Source organism: Pseudomonadota bacterium, from assembly GCA_026388215.1.
Lineage (GTDB): Bacteria > Desulfobacterota > Syntrophorhabdia > Syntrophorhabdales > Syntrophorhabdaceae > JAPLKF01.
The window spans coordinates 1-20,821 of record JAPLKF010000113.1; the positions used below are offsets into that span (position 1 = coordinate 1).

The 20,821-nt window shown below is 40.2% G+C and carries 19 protein-coding genes, 3 tRNA genes, 1 other RNA gene and 2 pseudogenes; 12 read left to right on the plus strand and 13 right to left on the minus strand.

The features are described from left to right. Positions 1 to 339 (minus strand): glycosyl transferase family 1 (locus NTU69_06515; protein MCX5803175.1); only part of this gene is annotated, 339 nt, incomplete at its 3' end. A gap of 815 nt (positions 340 to 1,154) precedes the next feature. After that, a complete protein-coding gene (locus tag NTU69_06520; protein ID MCX5803176.1) occupies positions 1,155 to 2,378 on the minus strand; it encodes a YihY/virulence factor BrkB family protein in 1,224 nt (407 codons plus the stop codon). A 537-nt stretch (positions 2,379 to 2,915) separates the two neighbouring features. Here NTU69_06520 and tig point away from each other — a divergent pair. The 8 genes from tig (at position 2,916) to pyk (ending at position 10,576) form a co-directional block, all read left to right on the plus strand. Further along, entirely contained in the window at positions 2,916 to 4,193 is a 1,278-nt protein-coding gene (gene tig, locus NTU69_06525) for a trigger factor (GenBank protein ID MCX5803177.1), read from the plus strand. After that, a complete protein-coding gene (gene clpP / locus NTU69_06530) occupies positions 4,190 to 4,774 on the plus strand; it encodes an ATP-dependent Clp endopeptidase proteolytic subunit ClpP (GenBank protein ID MCX5803178.1) in 585 nt (194 codons plus the stop codon). Before tig ends, clpP begins: the two co-directional genes overlap by 4 nt. 5 nt (positions 4,775 to 4,779) lie before the next feature. Further along, positions 4,780 to 6,030: an ATP-dependent Clp protease ATP-binding subunit ClpX gene (gene clpX, locus NTU69_06535; GenBank protein ID MCX5803179.1), complete on the plus strand. Its 1,251-nt coding sequence runs from the start codon at positions 4,780 to 4,782 to the stop codon at positions 6,028 to 6,030. 43 nt (positions 6,031 to 6,073) lie between these two features. Then, positions 6,074 to 6,148, plus strand: a tRNA-Val gene (locus NTU69_06540). Positions 6,149 to 6,155: 7 nt separating this feature from the next. Further along, positions 6,156 to 6,233 (plus strand) — tRNA-Asp (locus NTU69_06545). Positions 6,234 to 6,295: 62 nt separating this feature from the next. Beyond that, entirely contained in the window at positions 6,296 to 8,323 is a 2,028-nt protein-coding gene (locus tag NTU69_06550) for a DUF1926 domain-containing protein (GenBank protein ID MCX5803180.1), read from the plus strand. After that, the gene (locus NTU69_06555) at positions 8,292 to 9,149 is read left to right on the plus strand and encodes a glycosyltransferase (protein MCX5803181.1); all 858 of its coding nucleotides are present in this window, start codon (positions 8,292 to 8,294) and stop codon (positions 9,147 to 9,149) included. The genes NTU69_06550 and NTU69_06555 overlap by 32 nt, the downstream gene beginning before the upstream one ends. Then, positions 9,137 to 10,576, plus strand: coding sequence for a pyruvate kinase (gene pyk / locus NTU69_06560; GenBank protein ID MCX5803182.1), 1,440 nt, complete (start codon positions 9,137 to 9,139; stop codon positions 10,574 to 10,576). The genes NTU69_06555 and pyk overlap by 13 nt, the downstream gene beginning before the upstream one ends. Positions 10,577 to 10,590: 14 nt before the next feature. Here pyk and NTU69_06565 read toward each other — a convergent pair whose 3' ends face one another. From NTU69_06565 to NTU69_06595, 7 genes and pseudogenes are all read right to left on the minus strand, one after another. Then, positions 10,591 to 11,979 carry a UTP--glucose-1-phosphate uridylyltransferase gene (locus tag NTU69_06565; GenBank protein ID MCX5803183.1) on the minus strand — a complete coding sequence of 463 codons (1,389 nt, stop codon included), beginning with the start codon at positions 11,977 to 11,979 and terminating at the stop codon, positions 10,591 to 10,593. 281 nt (positions 11,980 to 12,260) lie between these two features. Beyond that, positions 12,261 to 12,446: pseudogene (locus NTU69_06570) on the minus strand (transcriptional regulator). Positions 12,447 to 12,502: 56 nt separating this feature from the next. Further along, positions 12,503 to 12,760 (minus strand): type II toxin-antitoxin system RelE/ParE family toxin, encoded by a 258-nt coding sequence (locus tag NTU69_06575; protein ID MCX5803184.1) that lies wholly within the window; start codon positions 12,758 to 12,760, stop codon positions 12,503 to 12,505. 6 nt (positions 12,761 to 12,766) lie between these two features. Beyond that, positions 12,767 to 13,183 carry an isoprenylcysteine carboxylmethyltransferase family protein gene (locus NTU69_06580; protein MCX5803185.1) on the minus strand — a complete coding sequence of 139 codons (417 nt, stop codon included), beginning with the start codon at positions 13,181 to 13,183 and terminating at the stop codon, positions 12,767 to 12,769. A gap of 305 nt (positions 13,184 to 13,488) precedes the next feature. Continuing rightward, positions 13,489 to 14,223 (minus strand): tRNA pseudouridine(38-40) synthase TruA, encoded by a 735-nt coding sequence (gene truA / locus NTU69_06585; protein ID MCX5803186.1) that lies wholly within the window; start codon positions 14,221 to 14,223, stop codon positions 13,489 to 13,491. Beyond that, positions 14,220 to 14,510, minus strand: coding sequence for a hypothetical protein (locus tag NTU69_06590; protein ID MCX5803187.1), 291 nt, complete (start codon positions 14,508 to 14,510; stop codon positions 14,220 to 14,222). The genes truA and NTU69_06590 overlap by 4 nt, the downstream gene beginning before the upstream one ends. Positions 14,511 to 14,550: 40 nt before the next feature. Then, positions 14,551 to 14,895 (minus strand): hypothetical protein, encoded by a 345-nt coding sequence (locus tag NTU69_06595; GenBank protein ID MCX5803188.1) that lies wholly within the window; start codon positions 14,893 to 14,895, stop codon positions 14,551 to 14,553. A gap of 118 nt (positions 14,896 to 15,013) precedes the next feature. On the opposite strand from NTU69_06595, the gene gyrA reads away from it, so the two are divergent. From gyrA to NTU69_06615, 4 genes and pseudogenes are all read left to right on the plus strand, one after another. Further along, on the plus strand, positions 15,014 to 17,437 hold the full coding sequence (gyrA, locus tag NTU69_06600) for a DNA gyrase subunit A (GenBank protein ID MCX5803189.1): 2,424 nt from the start codon (positions 15,014 to 15,016) through the stop codon (positions 17,435 to 17,437). Further along, positions 17,437 to 18,429, plus strand: coding sequence for an NAD(P)-dependent glycerol-3-phosphate dehydrogenase (locus NTU69_06605; protein MCX5803190.1), 993 nt, complete (start codon positions 17,437 to 17,439; stop codon positions 18,427 to 18,429). The genes gyrA and NTU69_06605 overlap by 1 nt, the downstream gene beginning before the upstream one ends. Before the next feature lie 71 nt (positions 18,430 to 18,500). After that, a complete protein-coding gene (locus NTU69_06610; GenBank protein ID MCX5803191.1) occupies positions 18,501 to 19,007 on the plus strand; it encodes a DUF6125 family protein in 507 nt (168 codons plus the stop codon). A 44-nt stretch (positions 19,008 to 19,051) separates the two neighbouring features. Further along, positions 19,052 to 19,270, plus strand: a pseudogene (locus tag NTU69_06615) (IS3 family transposase). A gap of 32 nt (positions 19,271 to 19,302) precedes the next feature. Here the strand turns inward: NTU69_06615 and NTU69_06620 are convergent. From NTU69_06620 to NTU69_06635, 4 genes are all read right to left on the minus strand, one after another. Continuing rightward, a complete protein-coding gene (locus NTU69_06620) occupies positions 19,303 to 19,419 on the minus strand; it encodes a GIY-YIG nuclease family protein (GenBank protein MCX5803192.1) in 117 nt (38 codons plus the stop codon). A gap of 138 nt (positions 19,420 to 19,557) precedes the next feature. Further along, positions 19,558 to 19,633 (minus strand) — tRNA-Asn (locus NTU69_06625). 68 nt (positions 19,634 to 19,701) lie between these two features. Next, positions 19,702 to 20,065, minus strand: a transfer-messenger RNA (tmRNA) gene (ssrA, locus tag NTU69_06630). Positions 20,066 to 20,143: 78 nt separating this feature from the next. Then, the coding region (locus NTU69_06635) for a hypothetical protein (protein MCX5803193.1) at positions 20,144 to 20,821 on the minus strand (678 nt) is incomplete at its 5' end.

The window sequence follows — 20,821 nt, forward strand, 5'->3', positions numbered from 1 at the left end:
GATGTGACTGCCCGCCCGCCCGCCAAAGATGCCATATTCGTGTTGCAAACAGACGAGGTCTACGCTGTTGATATTCAGGAAGTCTGCGGCGCGGCGGTAGGAGTCAATATCCTTCTCGGTCAGTTCAAAGCGAACGCGGGCAGGGTAAGGGTAGCCGGCCTCGAGATCATTGACGGGCAAGGCAATGCATGTCGTGCCGTCGTATTCGGTGGCTATGGCCTCACATAAGTCGGTGGTAAATGTGGCGATACCGCACTGGCGCGGCAGGTAGTTGCCGATGAACCCAATACGGTTAATGGTTGAATGGGGCGAGACTGATAGGATTTTGCTTTTCAGCATGCAATAAGAATAACACAAGAAAAGCAGATTATCAATACGAACGTGCCGATTTTATGGTTAAAAACCCGAGGCTAATGAGTGCCTTTAAGGCAAGCAGTCAAGCAATAGTGATTCACCACTAATTTTGTGTCAGCGCCATCAGAATATTGCCCGGAATCGACTAAAAAAGCACAAAGCTCTCCTTCTGACTTCTGAAATGGGTCCTCTGGGTGTTATCGTACAGCCAATAACTATTTATTTCTGGTTGGAACAAAGCATAAATTACTTCTTTGTGGAAAACTCTCTTTTAGGAAGAATTTCTTGATTATGAAGTATGTGGTTCGGGAGGCTGGGAAAATCGTCACTGAAGCGAACCTCAAGCTCTTTGTTTGAGCCCAAGACACGTTCAACATTGACAGCCTGTTGCCCAAATCCTAATACGGTGTTTTTAAGCATTAAGGTGTCTTCAGAGCGAGCATTGCGGAATCTCCGGGGAACCATCTTGAGCGTATCAAACGTTCCCCCGCATATATGGGGGATGAATGTGCGGATGCATCTCTGCCTGAACCCCAGGGGCTGGGAGGAATTAATAGCGGGGTACCCTGCTCGGTGCAGGGTCGCCCACATTCAAGTGCAGAGGGGCTCTTAGAAGGGTCGGAGATGAAGCACCAGCGAGCGAAGGAGATGCCTTAATGCTCTGCGATTTTAATAAAAAATACTTCCTGGGTTTGAAACTCACGACAAAATATTATAACGAGGATATCCATGAAGCAGCATTTAAATTGCCAAATTTTATAAAAAATTTGACTAAGTAAACTTATTTAGATTGCCAATAATTATATGTTCTCGTTAGTCATTTTAAGTCTTGAAGTCATTTCTTTAAGAATAGAGAGAACAATCTTGGGATTTTCCCTCAATATGACATCAAAATTATCATGGGAGATACTTACAAGCTGTGTGTCAGGTTCTGCGGCAATCGCTGTAGCTGTCCTCAGGGTATTGACGAGCATTGACATCTCGCCAAAGTATTCACCCTTCTTCATAACCCTGATAATCTGCTCCTTTTTGCAAATATTGATAGAACCGGAGATAATATAGAACATGTTGCTTCCCTTTTCGCCTTCTGCAAAAACTGTCTCCCCTGTGTTATAGCGTTTTATAAACTTCTTTATAAGCATCTTTGGCGCTTTAAGAGAAGTTGAGTCCTCAAGAAAAAGTCCCTTCAGCAGGAGTGCATCTCTCTTACTAATATTTACCATGATCTCAGCGCCGAAGAGGATTACCAGGAAGCAATAATAGACCCATATAATCATTATGAACAGGGTTTTTAGAGAACCAAAGGCCAGACCATAGCTGGGATTGAAGGTAAGAAAGATTGAAAACAAGTTTCTCATAAAGATTATGAGGAAAGCAGAGACAAGAGAAGCTGTGAGGAGGCGGTTTATCCACAATTTTACAGGTAAGAAGGTGATATAGAAAATGCACATACACAAAGTTGCTACAATAAGAGAGGTAATAATCTCTGTAATGCCGATCAACGACGGATTGCTTTTTAATAACATACGTGTAATGGAGGAATACAATATTTCGCCTACCATGAGGACAAAGAATAGAATAAGTGTAATGAGGGCTGCTACGGCGTTAAGGAACTGTGACCGTATCAAAGATATTTCACTGTCTATATTGAAAATTTTGATGAATGCAGTTCTTAGCGAGTCTGTGAGAGACATGATTGATACAAAAACTATTGAAAGACTGACAACTCCCCATATTACTTTATATTCCGTTAAGAAGTAGAATTCTTTGGAAATTAATTTATTTAGCTGAGGGAACAGGTGAGCTATGAGACTTTCTATGCCACTCATGATTGTCTGTGACAGAATGGCATAATTGCCAAGCAGGTACGCAACAAAGAAGAGAAGCGGTATAAGAGAGAAAAAGCCATAGGTAGCGAGAGCTGCTGACATCTCGAAATTGTTGTTTTTCAGGAATGATTTTATAGATTCTCTCATTATCAAAAGAGCAATGCCTATGATTTTTTTTATTTTTTCAAATTTCATGCGAGTAGGTTTACCTTATCGAAATTAAGTTTCCAATTATGCAATAGTACCATCCTTATATATATGTCATATATTATGTCACAACATTCAAGTATTTTAAATATCTCCATTCCCGACCATCACCCGCAAGCGGGTACCCGAGAATCGCTCCACTGAAACTGGCAAACTTGCCCCGCATGGATGCGGGACTTCGGACATGCCCGTTTCCCCTTCGAGACGTTCCGCTTCGTTCGAGCCGGGTACCCGCGGAAGCGATTTCTCCAGTCCACGGGTGGCAACCGGTCATGTTGCTCAACTTCGTTCGCAATGAAACCTTGCCGTGATGTCATGCAACAGGGAACTCCTTTCTCTCCTGAGTGTAAAGATACTGTTAGGGACAGGACACCATGCACGCCAAATAGCTCCGTTAGCCGCTATTGGAAGCTAAGATCCACACTTAAAAGCCGAAACATCTTGAATATTTAAGATGTAATAGTTATAATAAAAAAACTGTGAGGGAGACAGGCTTAGTTTCTTTTTTATTTTCTGGAGGATAGAATGAAAGTCGAGGTAGAGACTCTTGATAGTGTGAGGAAAAGGGTGGAGGTTATCCTTCCGGAAGAAAAGATAACAGAATTAGAAGAAAAGATATACGAGGAGCTTAAAAAAGGGGCCAAAGTAAAAGGTTTTAGACCCGGAAAAATTCCAAGATCTATTATTACCCACTATTATAAGGATTATATTGATGAAGAGTTAAAGAAAAGGATGGTTCAATCCACAATGGTAGATGCCCTTAATATGGCCAAGGTCGAACCTATTATAGAACCCTATGTGGATTTTTTGGAAGAAGAGGGCCGCCATGGTTACAAACTTGAGTGTGAGGTCCTGCCTGAGATAGAACTGCCTTCCTATAAGGGGGTAGGGGTAGAGGTAGAGGCAATCAAAGTAACAGATGAGGATATGGAGAAAAAAATTGAAAGTTTACGACAAATGCACGCAGAAATGATAACAAAAGAAGGGGACATCGGGGCGCAGAAAGGAGATTTTGTAGTTATTAAATATCAAGGTTATATGAATGGAAAACCGGTAAAAGATATAGCTACGGAAGCATATCCACTGGAAATAGGTGCTACTACACTTATGCCGGAGTTTGAGAATACACTCATCGGGATGAAAGCGGGTGATGAAAGAGAAGTAGAGATAAAGTTTCCTGAAGATTATCCCGATAAAGAAATTGCATCAAAAACAATACTTTTTAAGGTATTGCTTAAAGAGATCAGGGAAAAAAGGCTCTTGGAAGTGAATGATGAGTTTGCCAAGGATCTTAACTTTGAAAACATGACAAGCTTGAAAGACGGGCTTAAGAAAGAAATAGAGAAGGAGAAAGAAGGGGCGAGAAAAAGGGATGTTGCTCAAAAGATAACAGAGTCTTTAATAAATGGGATGGACATACCTGTTCCTAAAAGGCTCCTTGAAAAAAGGATAGAGATGATGGTACAGGACGCGAAGTCAAGGTTTAAAACAGATAAATTAAACGAAGAGGAACAAAGAACCCTTGAGAGTAACTTGAAAAAGGAGTTTGAACAAAGGGCGCAGGAAAGGATTAAGATAGATATAGTGCTCTCAAAAATTGCTGAAAAAGAGGGCATAAAGGTAGATGATAATGATATTCATGAGAGAATAAAAAAGATTGCTGAGGATACAAAGAGGCCTTATGATGATATTAAGAGTTTTTATGAACATTATAACCTCACGGAGAACTTGAAAAGTAGCGTTGTCGAAGAAAAAACTATTAATTTTCTTAGAGATAATGCGATTATAAGGGAGAAATCATGAATCTTGTCCCAATAGTGATTGAAAAGGATGGTAGAGGAGAAAGGGCCTATGATATATATTCAAGGCTGCTTAAAGAGAGAATTGTTTTCCTGGGTACCAGTATAGATGATAATGTGGCTAATACTATCATAGCACAGCTTTTATTTCTAGAATCTGAAGACCCTGCAAAGGATATATATCTATATGTGAACACACCTGGTGGTTTAATTACAAGCGGTCTCGCCATTTATGACACAATGCAATATGTAAAACCGTCAATAGTAACTATGTGTATTGGTCAGGCAGCAAGCATGGGGGCGGTATTGCTCGCAGGTGGTACAAAGGGTAAAAGGTATGCACTTCCTCACTCGAGAATCCTTATTCATCAGCCCCTTGGAGGTGCACAGGGACAGGCAACAGATATAGACATTCAGGCAAAAGAGATATTGAGGATACGGGAAGAAATAAACAGGATTTTAAAAAAACATACAGGACAGCCGATTGAAAAGATTGCAATGGATACCGAAAGGGATTTTTACATGACTTCCGAGCAGGCAATGGAATACGGTATTATAGACCAGATAGTGGAGAAGAGGCAATGACAATGATCAAAAGAAATAATGGGAGAACAATTAAATTACACTGCTCTTTTTGTGGAAAGAGCCAGGACGAGGTAAAGAAACTGATTGCAGGTCCTATGGTGTATATCTGTGATGAATGTATAGAGCTTTGTAATGAGATTATACAGGATGAAGCAAAGAAGGAGAGATTTGACTACATTAAAACTTCTATACCAAAACCCCAGGAGATTAGAAAGCTTCTTGATGAGTATGTCATAGGACAGGATTATGCGAAAAAGGTACTTTCAGTGGCTGTTTATAACCACTATAAAAGAATAGAATCCAGGGCAACTTTTGATGATATAGAAATACAGAAGAGCAACATCCTTCTTATTGGGCCAACTGGTTCAGGAAAGACGCTCCTTGCAAAGACCCTTGCAAAAATATTGCATGTTCCCTTCACAATAGCGGATGCCACTACGTTAACGGAAGCTGGTTATGTAGGAGAGGATGTAGAGAATATCATACTTTATCTATTGCAATCTGCGGACTACAACACAGAAAGGGCAGAGCGCGGTATTGTTTATATAGATGAGATCGATAAAATATCCAGAAAGACCGATAGTCCGTCAATAACGAGGGATGTATCAGGTGAAGGTGTTCAACAGGCACTTTTAAAGATTATAGAGGGAACAATTGCAAATGTGCCGCCAAAAGGTGGGAGGAAACATCCCCAGCAAGATTATATTAAAGTAGACACAACGAATATTCTCTTTATATGTGGTGGATCATTCAATGGTGTAGAATCAATAGTAGCAAATAGAATTGGGAAAAAAGGAATAGGTTTTGGTGTCGATGTGGAAGGTGGGAGAGATAAACAGTATTCAGAATTAATTAAAGATATTCAACCAGAAGACCTCCTTAAGTATGGATTAATACCTGAATTTATAGGGAGACTACCAATTATAGCTACCCTTGAAGATTTAAGTGAGGATACCCTTGTGGAAATTTTGAAGAGACCGAGAAATGCTATTGTAAAACAGTATAAAAAGCTTTTTGATCTGGAAAATGTAAAGCTCACACTTACAGAAGGTGCACTAAGGGGTATTGCGAAAGAAGCAATGAAGAAGAAAACAGGTGCAAGGGGCTTAAGGTCTATAATGGAAAAGGTTATGCTGGACGTGATGTATGAAATACCTACTCTATCTAATGTAAAAGAATGTGTGTTAAGTGAAGAAGTTATAATGAGCCGTGAAAGGCCTATACTGATCTATGAGGAAGAAGCAGAGATTGCCTGAGGGTTTGACTTTTATTAGCTTAAGTTGTTATATTTGAAAGTTCGGGCGGATAGCTCAGTGGGAGAGCATCGGCCTTACAAGCCGGGGGTCGCAGGTTCAAAACCTGTTCCGCCTACCATTTAAGCGGGGATGTAGTTAAGCCTGGTTATAACGCCGGCCTGTCACGCCGGAGGCCGCGAGTTCAATTCTCGTCGTCCCCGCCATTTTTTTAAAGGATAGAATGAACCTTGCCCTATGTATACATAACCACCAGCCGGTAGGAAACATGGATTTTATCCTGGAAGAGGCATATGTGCGTGCATATATGCCTTTTTTTAATGTGTTGAAAGATTTCAAAGAGATACAGATAACTCTCCACTTTTCAGGTTATCTTTTTTTATGGTTATACAAAAACAAGCCTGAGTATATCAAACTTTTAAAGGGACTCAAGAAAAAAGGCCAGGTTGAAATAGTATCAGGCGGTATGTATGAACCTATCTTTTCGTTATTACCAGAGGAGGATGGATATTCACAGATAAAGATGCATATGGATTGTATGGAGGGTGTTTTTGGTGAAAGACCACAAGGTATATGGCTTGCAGAGAGGGTGTATGAACCTTATATGCCCAGAATTTTAAGCAAGGCAGGAGCTTCCTATACTCTTGTAGATGATAACCATTTTAAGGCTGTTGGGATGAAGGAAGACGAGCTTTACGGCTATTATATTACAGAGTATGAAGGATATAAATTGTTAATATTTCCCGGTTTAGAGTTCTTGAGATATGCGATCCCCTTTAAGCAGATAGAAAGAATTAATGAGTATTTCAGGGGAGTAGAGGAAAAAGGAGGAGATTTAGCAGTTTTTGGAGATGATGGAGAAAAATTTGGTTTGTGGCCTGGTACATACGATTCTGTATATAAGGAAAATTGGCTAAGAGCCTTTTTTACATACCTGAGCGAGAATAAAGATTGGATACAGACAGTTACATTTGGCGAATATGTGTCACGGAAGCCACCAAAAGGTCTTGTCTATCTTGACTGTAATTCGTATAAAGAGATGGGAGAATGGTGTTTACCTGCCCCTGTCTCAAAAGGTTATAGCGCGTGCATGAATAATGCTGATGCGAACTATAAACGTTTTTTAAAAGGTGGTTATTTTAAATACTTCCTTACAAAGTATGTTGAAAGCAACGATATGCATAAAAAGATGCTCTGGGTAACAAAGAGAGTTAAAAAGGATGTGACTGCCAGGGAACATGTGTTTATGGCCCAGACTAATGATAGTTATTGGCATGGAGTTTTTGGTGGTCTTTACCTTCCCCATCTTCGGGCTTCTGTTTATAAACACCTTATTGAGGCAGAAAAGTGTTTAGACCCCCAAAAGCCGTTTGTTGAAGGATACCTTGAAGATATAAATATGGATGGATGGGAAGAGGCAGTTCTCAACAATAATAATGTAAAGGCATATTTTTTGCTTAAACAAGGCGGAATTTTATATGAACTTGATTATAAACCATCGTCCACAAATATTATGGCTACTCTCTCAAGGAGGTATGAGGGTTATCACGATAAGGTAAAGAGTGCCTCATCGAGCGATATAGCAGACGGAAAAAAGACAATCCATGATATGATTACTGCAAAAGAAGAGGGTCTTGAGCAATACCTCCATTATGACTGGTACAGAAGGGCTTCTCTTATAGATCATATTATGGGAAAGGATGTAACATTTGAGAATTTTTATAGGGGCAGATATATTGAGCCAGGAGATTTTGTAAAAGAATCATACAGGGGAGAGATAAAAAGGGGTAAGAAGTGCGTTACACTATCGATGAGAAGGGATGGATATTACTGGAAGGGGAATAAGGGGTTACCGTTGTCTATAGAGAAAAAGGTTGTTTTGTATGAAGGAGAAGATATAGTTTCAATAGACTACTTGATTGAAGGTAACATTGTTGAACCTTTCTATGTGGGTATAGAGTTTAATTTCTCATTTTTGGGAAGTGGTGGTGAAAGGTATATGGAAACTGAACATGGAAGGTTACCCCTCACAAGTAAAGAGATTTTAAAACCTTCTCGCAGCGTGTTACTCCATGACCCATATCAAAATGTTAAAGTTATACTGGAGCTGGATATACCTACTTATATATGGACATTTCCGGTAGAAGTTGTTTCCCTGTCGGAAAATGGTTTTGAAAAGAACTACCAGAGCACAATGCTCATGCCTCTCTGGGATATAGACCTAATGGGCGGGGTAAAAAAAATACAAATGAAACTCTATCTTCATGGTATCAGTAGTAATAACAACTCACAATAGAAGGGCTTATTTAAAACAAGCCGTTCTTTCTGTATTAGATCAGGACTATAAAGACAAAGAAGTTATAGTAGTTGATGATGGTTCCACTGATAATTCCCTTGAGGAGATTAAAGGGTTGCCGGTCCGGTATGTATGGAAGTTAAACGGGGGCATAAGCAGTGCCCGCAATACAGGCATAAGGGTTTCAAACGGTGAGTATATAGCATTTCTTGATGTGGATGATTTATGGAAAAAAGGCAAACTCTCAAAACAGATGGAATTGATGGAGAAGCAGGATGTCTTAATCTCATACACAGATGAAATCTGGATAAGGAATGGAAGGAGATTAAATCAAAAATTGAGGCATAAAAAATACTCAGGCTATATCTTTGAACAATGCCTGCCTCTTTGTATAATAAGCCCATCCTCTGCGTTAATCAAAAGAGAGGTATTCGAGAGAATAGGCCTTTTTGATGAATCTTTACCTGTGTGCGAGGATTACGATATGTGGTTGAGGATTTCCTCTCAATATCCAATACTATTTATAGAAAAACCTTTGATTGTAAAAAGGGGAGGGCATGAAGACCAACTTTCAAAAAAATATGAAGCTATCGATCGATTCAGGATACAAAGCCTGGTTAAGATACTGAGTAGTAATACACTGGATAAAGATAATAGGGTAAAGGCTGTGGCGGAATTAAAGAAAAAATGCCAGATTTATATAAAGGGGGCACAAAAAAGAGGAAGGATGGAAGAAGCAGAATATTACATCAAACTTTTAGAGGTAGTGAACAGTGAACAGTTATATTTGGGAGTTTTAAAAAGGGGGGAGAAATGGACGGGATGAGAAAGGCAAAAATAGTTTGCACAATAGGACCTGTAACAAGTAGTGAAAAGGGCATAGAGGCGCTTATTGCAAGTGGCATGGATGTGGCGAGATTGAACTTCTCCCACAGCGACCATAATTTTCATGGTGATGTAATCAATAAGATTAGAAAAGTTTCTGATAAACTTCAAAAACATGTTTCAATTCTTCAGGATCTTCAAGGCATCAAGATAAGGGTAGGGGAGCTTTCAGGAGGGAAGGTCAACCTAATTAAGGGAGAAAAGCTTACAATTCGGCAGGGTAATGTAAGGGGAGACGAAAAGAACATATTTATAACTTTCCCATCATTGATAGAGGATGCAAAGATTGGAGATACTGTTCTTTTAGATGATGGACTTATCCGACTTGAGGTTTTAAAAAAGGAAAAGGATTCATTGATAACTACTATCATTGAAGGAGGGGTACTGAAAGAGAAAAAAGGCGTCAATCTTCCGCATATGAAGGTGAGAGGGGGGTCTTTTACTGAAAAGGATAAAAAGGATCTTGAGTTTGGTATAAAGATGGGTGTTGACTACGTAGCATTATCATTTGTGAGAAGCGCCAGAGATATTATAAACGTGAAAAAGTGGCTCTCAAGGAGGGGTGTATATATCCCTATCATAGCCAAGATAGAAAAAGAAGAAGCCATAAGGGACATTGAAAGAATTATTGGTGAAGTGGATGGAGTAATGGTAGCAAGGGGAGATCTTGGGGTTGAAATGCCCTTAGAAGAGGTTCCGATGATTCAGAAAATGCTTATACAGAAAGCTAATAATAGTGGGCGTATAGTTATAACGGCCACACAAATGCTTGAATCGATGACGCAACATACAAGACCCACACGGGCGGAAACTACAGACGTTGCAAATGCGGTAATTGATGGGACAGATGCCCTGATGCTGTCAGCAGAGACTTCCTCAGGAAAGTATCCAATAGAAGCCCTGAAGGTTATGGATAGAATTATTGTATATACAGAAAGCTCAAACCAGAAGGACGGGCAAACCCATGTGCCAATATATGTTCATGGTGGTATTTACGAGTTTCCTGAAGCAGTTGCTCATGCAGCGTCCCATGCGGCAGAGGAGGTTGGTGCCAGATGGATAGTGGCATTCACAAGGTCTGGATTTACTGCCAGATTAATATCAAAATTCAGGCCAAGCACACCTATAATTGGATTTTCGCCTGATGAGAAAGTTGTGAGACAGATGTCAATTTATTGGGGTGTAAGGGCACATTTTGTGAGACATTTGGAGAGTACAGACGAACTTGTAAACGAGGTGGATTCTTTGTTGATAAAGTTGGGATATGCAGAAGTGGGTGACAGGGTAATAATAGTAGCAAGTCTTCCCCCATCCACATCGGGTAAGGCAAATTTTGTAAAGATGCACGAGATCAGGGGAACGGCATAGTGTAATACCTATCATTATTCATTTCCAAAATAAGTATTTTCTCGAATGTCCATAAGTTTACCCTTTAATTTTTTTATAAATTCCTCCTTATCAAGTGCAAAAAGAGGGCTGATTTCAACTTTGGTGGCTGGTGGAACTACAATTCCAGCCTCTTCGAACCATCGTATATGGAGGTTATTCATGGCGCGTTGTGCTGTTTTCGGTGAATCATCACCATCTCTATTTTTAACCGGAGAAAATTCTTCTTCACGGGCTGCCTCTACACAACAGGTTTTTCTTGCCAGTGGAATGGCATCGAATACAAATGTTTCAAATTTCCAGGCTTCTGTTTTTATTGGTTTTTCATCAGGACCGATCGTTTTAACAGTCTTTATTGCACGGTGGTATGGCAAGGCAAACCCATGTTTGTTTAAGCGCTCGATAAAGGAAAGGCTTAACACATGTATGGCAGTATTTCCAGCCCAGTAAAGGATAGCCCCATTCTCATCCACAGCAGACATCTTTTTAATACTAAGGTCGTTATATTCGATAATCGCATCTTTGCCTTTTATAGATAGATAAACACCAACCTTTTCCTTGGTATTTCTGCGTCTCACCACCTTTGTAGATATTTCTGCATCTGACATTTTGTGATAGCCAATAAAAGCAGGATCAGCTATTTTAACGAGAGGATTATCAACCTGACAGTAAAAAAGCTCTGAAATACCTTTTTCTGTTAAATATTTTAGAAGGCCGGAATTGTGAAGTGCCTTAAGAGAACCACCGTGACCATCGGGGTTCATAAATAAATGGGTTTCGTCTTTTAAGATTAGCCTTCCTTCAGGGGTGATGCTTGGTAGCATGCTCTGTTGAAAAAAATGTACTGTATGCCTGTCAAGCCCGAAATAATCGTGTGAATTGAAGAAATTTAGGATATCCCGATGATTCTCATGGCTTGTCATAATTAGAAGCGGGATTGTAGCGTGATATTGTATGGACATTGCTTTTACCGATTCTGCAAAAAGCTGAAATAATGATTTTTTTGTTATGGGCGTTATTGGTAATGCGCCTTTTGGGCCTTCATTGCCAAGTCTTGAACCCTGACCGCCAGCAACAATCAGTGTAGCTATCTTGTTTTGACGGATTAGCGATTCTCCCAATATCCGTGCCTCTTCCTGTTGGGATTTATCCCTGTGTGTTTTAGGGATGGGAATGATTGGAGCTTGCCCGACATCGTCTATATAATTTGGAAGGATAATCTTACTGGAAAAAGTTTTGTGCAGTTTAAAGATGAGATTAAAATCTAATCCTTGTAACCCTTTCAAGAATATATTCTGTTTTTCAGGGGGTAGATTCCTGTAATGGTTAAGGTTGTGATGTTGATTGTATTTTTCGGCAATTTTAAAATATTCTCTCTCTGTCATAACCAGATACCGTTATATTACACAAAAATTATTGCATTATACCCGGAAAAGTCAACCCTATTTATAACAAAATTATAGTTTATCTGACTAAAGTCTTTTTGCCAAGTACAAAGAATGTTATGCTATTTAGTGATGGAAAAAACACACAATGCATTATATGATGCTGAATCCCGTATCACGGCGTGGTTATTTTATATTTGATGGTGGATAGATGAAAATATCAGAGATGAAAGATAGAGAATTTGTTAATTTATTGTTGATAACTGTTAGTTCAGTCATCTTTTCACTATTGCGGTCTTTTTTGTGCTGAGCCTGAGCGCCAGTTCTTCTTGTGTCAACCCTGCAGACTCACGTGCCCGACGGAGTATAATACCGATTTTGAATTGTTTATAACCTTCCTCGTACCCTTCAGCGAATTCTAAATCCCTTTTCTTTCGTTCATTTATATATTTTTTAAGGTCACTCATGGTTTTTCCTCCTTTTTAAAAACTATTTTTTATAGGATTTTTTATAAGATTCTGCTTTATCTATCTCTCCCTGCAGAGCCGTCAGCAAAGGAACATAATACGCGATAGGAATTTGAGCCGAACTGAATTCTACACTCCCAAATTTCTTCAGTACCGACAAGCTTTTTGAAATAGAAGGATGAAATATCATCAAAATCCGCCAGAAGACTCAGGACCCGCACAACTTTCTGAGCAGCCTTACCAGGTAAAGAATCAAGAAAATCTTGTACAGGACATTTACCATCATGCATCATGTATTGTCCCTCGTCCATCATGCATTACTACCCCGATCTTCTGATTTTCTTTGGGATAAGTAATGGGGTTGTTTTTTTATATTCAATATATTCTCTTCCAAGGCGCTTCTCAAGCTCAGGTTCTTCAATAAGTTTAAACTCAAGGATACTAAAAAGTATAAATATTGGCGTGAATATAAATGTAAGAGATATTGATTGTAATAATACACCGACTCCAAACAACATGAGGAAGACACCGGCAAGCATTGGATTTCTGACATAGGCATAAGGACCTGTGGTAATCAACTTCTGTGGTGGATTGAAAGGTACAGGTGTTCCCTTAGCCCTGATAAACTGCCATACAGACCATAGCCATAAACAAACACCCACAACAATAAAAGGAAGAGATACAATAGTGCCCCATAGACTGGAAAAGAGTTCAGGCAGATCAAGTAACCTGTCCATTTTAATAGCGATATAAATTGTTAGCAAAACAATGGTGAGGAAAAACACACTACCAAGAATGGTGAGGGTTGTTCGAACCTTCTTTGTGCCTGTCGCTACTTTATAAAATAGATTAACTAATAACTCAGACGGATTTTTAACTGTCCCCCCCTGCTCTCTGCTTTCTGCTCTTTGCTCTCTCTCAGCTTCATTCTGCCTACTCCTTACTCCCTACTATTTTTCTACCATGAGCCACGAGCTAAGAGCTATTAAGTCTGCTTACTCCTTACCACTTACCACTCTCTACTTACCACTTACGTTTTTTCCTAATACTTTATCTCTCTGAGGAACAGTCCTTTCGCCGGTGCAGTTGGGCCTGCTTTCTCTCTGTCTTTCGACTCTAAAATTTTTCTGAAATCCTCTACCTCTATCTTACCTGAGCCCACAAGGACCAATGTTCCAACAATATTCCTTACCATATATCTTAAGAATCCTGTAGCCTCTATCACAATATAAATGAAGTTTCCCCTTCTTTTTACCCTTGCCCTTATAACTTCCCTTATTGGATTATGGTAAGTAGTATCCTTTTTCTTAAAAGCTGAGAAATCATGTTGCCCTACAATCAATTTTATTGAATCATTCATTGAAGAAACGTCAATATTATAGGGAATATGCCAGACATACCGGACATAAAAGGGAGAATTATACGTGGCATTTAAGATACAATACACATAGGTTTTACTTTTCGCAGAATACCTTGCATGGAAATCAGGGCCAACCTCAAAGGCATCCTTCACCCTTATATCCACTGGCAGAAGGCTATTTAATCCTCTGGCAAGGCTTCCTGGCTCTATCCCCTTCTCTGTAAAAAAGTTTACCACCTGCCCCTGTGCATGGACACCCGTGTCTGTTCTCGCCCCTGCATAAATCTTTATCTTATGGTTCAGGATTTTTTCTATTGCTTCTCGTACAACCCGTTCTATTGTTATTAGGTTTGGCTGGTATTGCCACCCATGATATGCTGTCCCATCATAGGAAACAATGAGGGATATGTTTCTCATCTAACTTTCTTTTTGGCATTGTCTTTCGCCTTCAAATCATCTTTGACGCCTTCTTTTATCTTTATAGCCTCCTTAACATCCTCTTGTGCCTTTATGCCCTCCTTTTCTTCAAGCCTTTTATATAATTCCTCTATCTCCTTTTTTAAACCGACATTTTCAGCCTTTAAAAAGTTATTCTCCTCTTTGAGCATTTTGATTTCCTCTTTCAGGCCTTTATTTTCCTTGCTGCAAGAAAAACATCCAGTAAGAATTAAAAAGAGGATAGCGAGAAGGGATATAAACTTCATGCTCATTATTTTCTAAAATGTCTGTCTAATTGTCAACAGGTTATTGATGGTTGTTTGATAATGGTATGAGTCCTGTACCAATAAAAATTAAAAATAAACTAAAAAGAATAACGGTCTTGTAGCGAATCGCAATCTTTGGTTTTAATATCATACTACCAAACCTATGATACCTATCTCTCATTATAATAGCACTGAGGTTGTCAAGGGTTTCATCAAATTCTGTTGGTTTAGCCCAGTGTTTATCTCTGAATACAATCTCCACATAATTGACATTCCAGGATAAAGACGCATTCGGATCATAACCTGAAACAAAAAATAACAGGAATAGTGGCAAACAAACTCCAACGAGGATAAAGGTTATGGCAATCTTTCTTTGCCTGCTCATACCACACCCACCATATTACAATTATAGCTATAATAATGGATATGTAAAGCATGTTTAATTGTCAACAGGTCATTGTTTATGTTAGATTAATGAAAAGGCACACACAGGGAGGATCTGAATGCACACGGCTGTTATTACAGTACCAATTGAAGAAGAGATGAAAAGGTCATACCTTGACTATGCAATGAGCACCATAATAGGCAGGGCATTGCCTGATATAAGGGATGGCCTGAAACCAGTCCACAGAAGAATCCTGTACGCAATGTATGAACTGAACAACACCCATGATAAACCCTATAAAAAATCTGCAAGGGTGGTGGGTGACGTAATCGGTAAATTTCACCCCCATGGAGATCAGGCGGTTTATGACGCCATTGCAAGGATGGTACAGGATTTTTCCCTGCGGTACCCCCTTATAGATGGCCAGGGGAATTTCGGCTCAATCGATGGGGATGCGCCTGCTGCTATGAGGTACACGGAGGTCAGGCTCTCAAGGATAGCCGAAGAAGTTTTAAAGGATATAGAAAAGGAAACTGTGTCTTTTAAAACAAACTATGATGATTCCCTTACCGAACCAACCGTTATGCCTTCCAGGATACCAAACCTTCTCATAAACGGGTCCTCTGGAATCGCTGTAGGTATGGCAACCAACATACCGCCTCACAATATAAACGAGGTCATTAACGGTACAGTTGCTTACATAGACAATCCTAATATTACAATTGGCGAACTTTCAACCCATATCACAGGACCTGATTTTCCAACTCAGGGAACAATCTATGGAAGGCAGGGCATAAAAGATGCCTATGAAACAGGAAGAGGACATATAATACTACGGGCAAGGACTGCTATAGAACAACTGAAAAAGGATGGCAAAGAAGCAATTGTCATAACAGAAATTCCTTACCAGGTCAATAAAGCACGGCTCATTGAGAATATTGTTGAGCTTATAAGCACAAAAAGGATTGAAGGTATATCAAACATAAAAGATGAATCAAACAGAGAAGGGATACGTGTAGTTATAGAGCTAAAAAAGGGTGAAATGGCAATACCTATTTTAAACCAACTCTATAAACACACCCAGTTACAAACCACTTTCGGCATTATATTTCTCACTATTGTAAACAACGAACCCAAGGTCCTCAACCTGAAAGAAATACTAAAGGAGTTTGTAAATTTCAGAAAAGACGTGGTAACCAAAAGGTCTACCTTTGAACTGAACAAGGCCCAGGATCGGCTCCACATCCTTGAAGGGCTTAAAATAGCGCTTGAGCATATAGACGAGGTTGTTGCCCTCATTAAAAAATCAAAAAATACACAGGAAGCAAAAAGTTCGCTGATGGACCGTTTTAAACTTTCTGAAAAACAGGCTACAAGCATCCTCGAGATGCGCCTGCAACGCCTCACATCCCTTGAAAGAACAAAAATCCTTGATGATTTTAAAACTACCACTGAAGAGATAAAGAGACTGCAAAAGATTCTTCAAGATGAAAGGCTACTGCTGGAACTCGTAAAAAAGGAACTCCTCGAAATGAAAGAAAAATATGGGGATGAAAGACTCACGGAGATTGTGGATGAACTGCCCGAAATCACTGTAGAAGATATGATCAAAGAGGAGGAGGTCGTAGTTACAATTACCAACAAAGGCTACATAAAAAGAACACCCATAGACCAGTACAAAAATCAACTAAGAGGCGGAAAAGGAAAAATAGGCATAATCGTAAGGGAGGAAGACTTAGTAGACCACCTGTATATAGCCTCCACTCATTCCTATATAATATTTTTCACCGATGCCGGTAAAGCACATACTATAAAAATATATACCATTCCCGAAGCCCCTCTATCCTCCAAAGGGAAACCTGTAATAAACCTTATAAATGTGGACAGAAATGAAAGAGTAACCGCGATTGCTCATGTGAAGGAGTTTGCGGAAGATAAATACCTGTTCTTTGTCACAAAGAAAGGGCAGGTAAAGAAAATATCCTTGAGCCTGTTAAGGCATCTGAGGTCTTCAGGGATAAGGGTGATAAGCCTACCTGAGGACGACAGCCTTATAGATGTCCTTGAAACAAACGGGCAAAACGAATTGATAATTGCTACAAAAAAGGGTATGTCAATAAGGGTTAAAGAAGAACAGATAAGGTCCATGGGCAGGGCAGCGTACGGTGTAAGAGGTATCAGATTAAGGGAAAAAGATGAAGTGGCTTCTATTGAGATTGTAACCCCGGACTGTACTGTTTTCACGGTTACTGAAAGGGCTTATGGAAAGCGCGCCCCCTGTTCCGATTACAGGGTCCAGGCACGTGGTGGAAAGGGCATTATAAATGTCAAATGCGGAACAAAAAATGGCCAGGTTGTGTGTTTAAAAAAGGTAAAGGTAAGCGAAAACAACGACATAATACTTGTTACAGATACAGGAAAGACAATCAGGTTTAACACCAAAGCTATACATGTTCAAAAAAGAGGTGGTCTTGGCGTAAAGCTTATGGATCTGGAAAAGGAACAAACAATAAGCGGTGTAGCAATAATAGGCGAAGATTAATGGATATAGGCGTTATTGGTGCAGGTGCCTGGGGTACTGCCTTCTCTATCCATCTCTCAAGGAAAGGAAAGAAGGTACTTCTCTGGGTATATGAAAAACAACTTTACGAAACACTCAAAGAAAAGAGGGAAAATACCTTTTACCTCCCAGGATTCATATTACCTGAAAACATTGAATTTACAAATAGTCTCGAAATGCTCGCCTCGTCCTCAGACAATATTGTCATTGCCACACCTTCTTTTGCCATAAGGAAGACTATAGAAGGTATCTCCAGGCCCCTGTCCAGCAAGAATATACTGATTCTTACAAAGGGGCTCGAAACAGAAACCCTTTTACGCATGAGCGAGGTAGTTGAAAAGGTACTTGGAGGCAATGCTCATATTGGAGTACTTTCCGGTCCTTCATTCGCAAAAGAGGTTGCAGGGGGTGCCTTCACATCAGTTGTAGTATCTTCAAAGAATAGGGACCTTTCAAGGTATTTTCAGAGGGTTACCCATGATGACAATTTCAGGGTTTATACAAGTGAAGACATTATCGGGGTAGAGCTGGGCGGTGCAATGAAAAATGTCATGGCCTCAGGTGCTGGCATCATAGAGGGCTTAAATCTTGGCACAAATACACTGGCAGCCTTTATAACCCGTGCCCTCGCAGAAATCAAGAGGCTGGGAAAGGCACTCGGGGCGAAGGAAACCACATTCATGGGACTTTCCGGAATTGGTGATTTAATCCTTACATCTTACGGCCATTTAAGTAGAAACAGGTGGTTCGGCACACAGCTCGCAAAGGGGAAAAAACCAGAGGATATTATAGGATTACAAAAGGCCGTGGTAGAGGGCTATTATACAATCGATTCGGCTTATAGACTCTCACAAAGATTAGGGATAGAAATGCCCATTACTGAAGAGCTTTACAGGATTGTATATGAAGGAAAAGACCTTAAAACTTCTTTAAAGGATATTAAAAGCAGGGGTCTTAAGGAAGAGGATGATTAGCAGGGTATCATAGAAACCTGTAATTTAAAATTTAAAATTTAAAATTCAAAAACTTAAATAAGGGGGGGCAAATGAATCTAAAAATCTTTGAAAAAATGGAAGCGCCTCAACTCAGAAGTTACATTGAATTTTTGCTCTGGCATTACAGGGTTATTGATGCCTTCTGGTTTCTCTATGTGGCAGAAAGGTTCGACCAGCCTACTGCCGAAAACATAAATGAAAGGGTCTGGGGACGTGTACCTGAGATGGCAGCAAAGGACCTCATCAAACGGTTCGATATAGGGGAGAAAGGATTAAAAGGTTTTGTGAAGGCATTAAAATTTTTTCCCTGGACCATCATCGTAGATTACGAGATTGAAGAAAAAGAGTATGAAGTAAATATAACCGTGCCCCACTGTTCCACCCAGGAGGCAAGGCTGAGACGTGGTATTGGCGAGTTTGTGTGTAAGGATATGCACAGGGGTGAGTTTACCAACTTTGCCCACGCAATTGACCCGAACATCAAGGTTGAGTGCCTTTTTGCTCCACCTGACCCTCACCCGAAAGATATATTCTGCAAATGGAGATTTACACTATGAGCTAAACCGTATTCACTTTATGCTCGACATATACGCTATTTTGCAACTGCTACGACAATGCTCCCATAGAGAGTTTCTGGGGAACACTGAAAAATGAACTTGTATATCATCAGCGTTATGCTACAAGGGAATAGGCAATCAGGGAATATCGCAGAATATATTGAGGTCTTTTATAATCGGCAACGCAGGCAGGCAAGACTGGGATATTTATCTCCTCTGCCCAGTATGAGCGGCAATTCTATAGGGAGAGATGTGCAGCATGAATATTATTGGTGTCCACTATTGACATCAGGGGTCAGCTCCGACATACTACACGGGAGTTGTGCTCTTTGTAACGTTTCTCCAAATTAGTCGTAGTACCTATATAGAGCGAACTGGATCGAAGTCTAAGGATATAGAACCATGCAGGCATAACTTTGCCCTTCGACAATTTCCTCGACAAGCTCGGAACATGCTCAGGGCCATTTCGCCGCTATTATTGCACAGGCCAGGGGCCTTGAGCAAGAAAAGGACAACATAGATTCTTGATATTGTCCTTTTCGCGTCGAAATGGCTCCCCGGGCAGGACTCGAACCTGCGACCCAACGATTAACAGTCGTTTGCTCTACCAGCTGAGCTACCGAGGAATATATTTCAAGATTATGCTAGGGATTTTGCCCATTTGGGCTGGCCTGCCATACGAAGCTTTAGCGAAGTATGGAGGCGATGGGAGTCGAACCCATGTCCGCAAAACTGAAAACTTTAAGCACTACATGTTTAGTCTCGAATTATACTCGTGTAAAACCTTCGTGACAAAGTGGTTTTTACACAAGGCAACTTCGTGATACTACCAAGCTACTCAACTGCTCAATCTCGCTTGGAAGTTCTATCTTGATAATACGAGTAAGTCAAACTGATAGACACGCCTGAAATACAAGTACGCTGTAATACTAGGATTACGCGTAAGCAAGGCCCATAGGGTTTGCATTTGTGTTTTGATCGATTTTTTTACGAGCACTCAATCGAAGCTCGACATGCTCTCAAAGCCCGCAATAATACGTCGAAGCCGTTACGCCCCCAATAATTTCAATGAAAGGATAGATATTTATATCTACTTGTTTTGATTGTAGGCATTTCCAGTATGCCTGTCAATGATGCTATTCTTTTTTAGATGTTGCAGTATTGTCGTTTTGCACATTTTCAGGTGTTGCATTATTGCTGTCGCGAACTACTTCAGGGCTATGAGGATCGAGAGTTCGTGGTGTGGTTTCTTCTGAATCTTGTTCTTCTGCTTCGATCGGCTCCTCATTCAGAAGGCGGTCCCAAGATGGAGTGTTTTTAGTTTTCCATTGTTCTGCGGCAGCTTCATCGAGAGCGCTTCCAAGCGCTGCGTCCAGGTCGATAGCACATTGCTTATCTGCAGGAACGAATCGGTCTCGCAGTCCAGCTGGCATAGTGCAACTCAGGCCCTGCAAAAGCAATACTGCGCAAGCGCAGGCGCCTATTTCCTTGTTACCTCTTTCTTGGGCCAAAAGTCTTGAGATTTCGGCTTTAATTCTTCCCTTGTACGAACCCGCATCAGCTTTTTTGCTAACCTCATCGATTGTTTTCAGCAATGATGCGAGTGCGCTTTCTAGCTGCTGTTCTGATGGCATAATCCAATAAGTTGAAGGTCCATAAAGAGTTTCATCGCAATTGTTTTCTTTGAGCTTTTTGCAAAAAACAGCATATTTTTCGCTAAAACTTTTATCTAGGGTTAAAGCGAGCAGCCGGTATATATTTTTATCCTTTTGTGATATTTGTGCGCAAGCATCAGTTCGGCATGCGATTTGCCA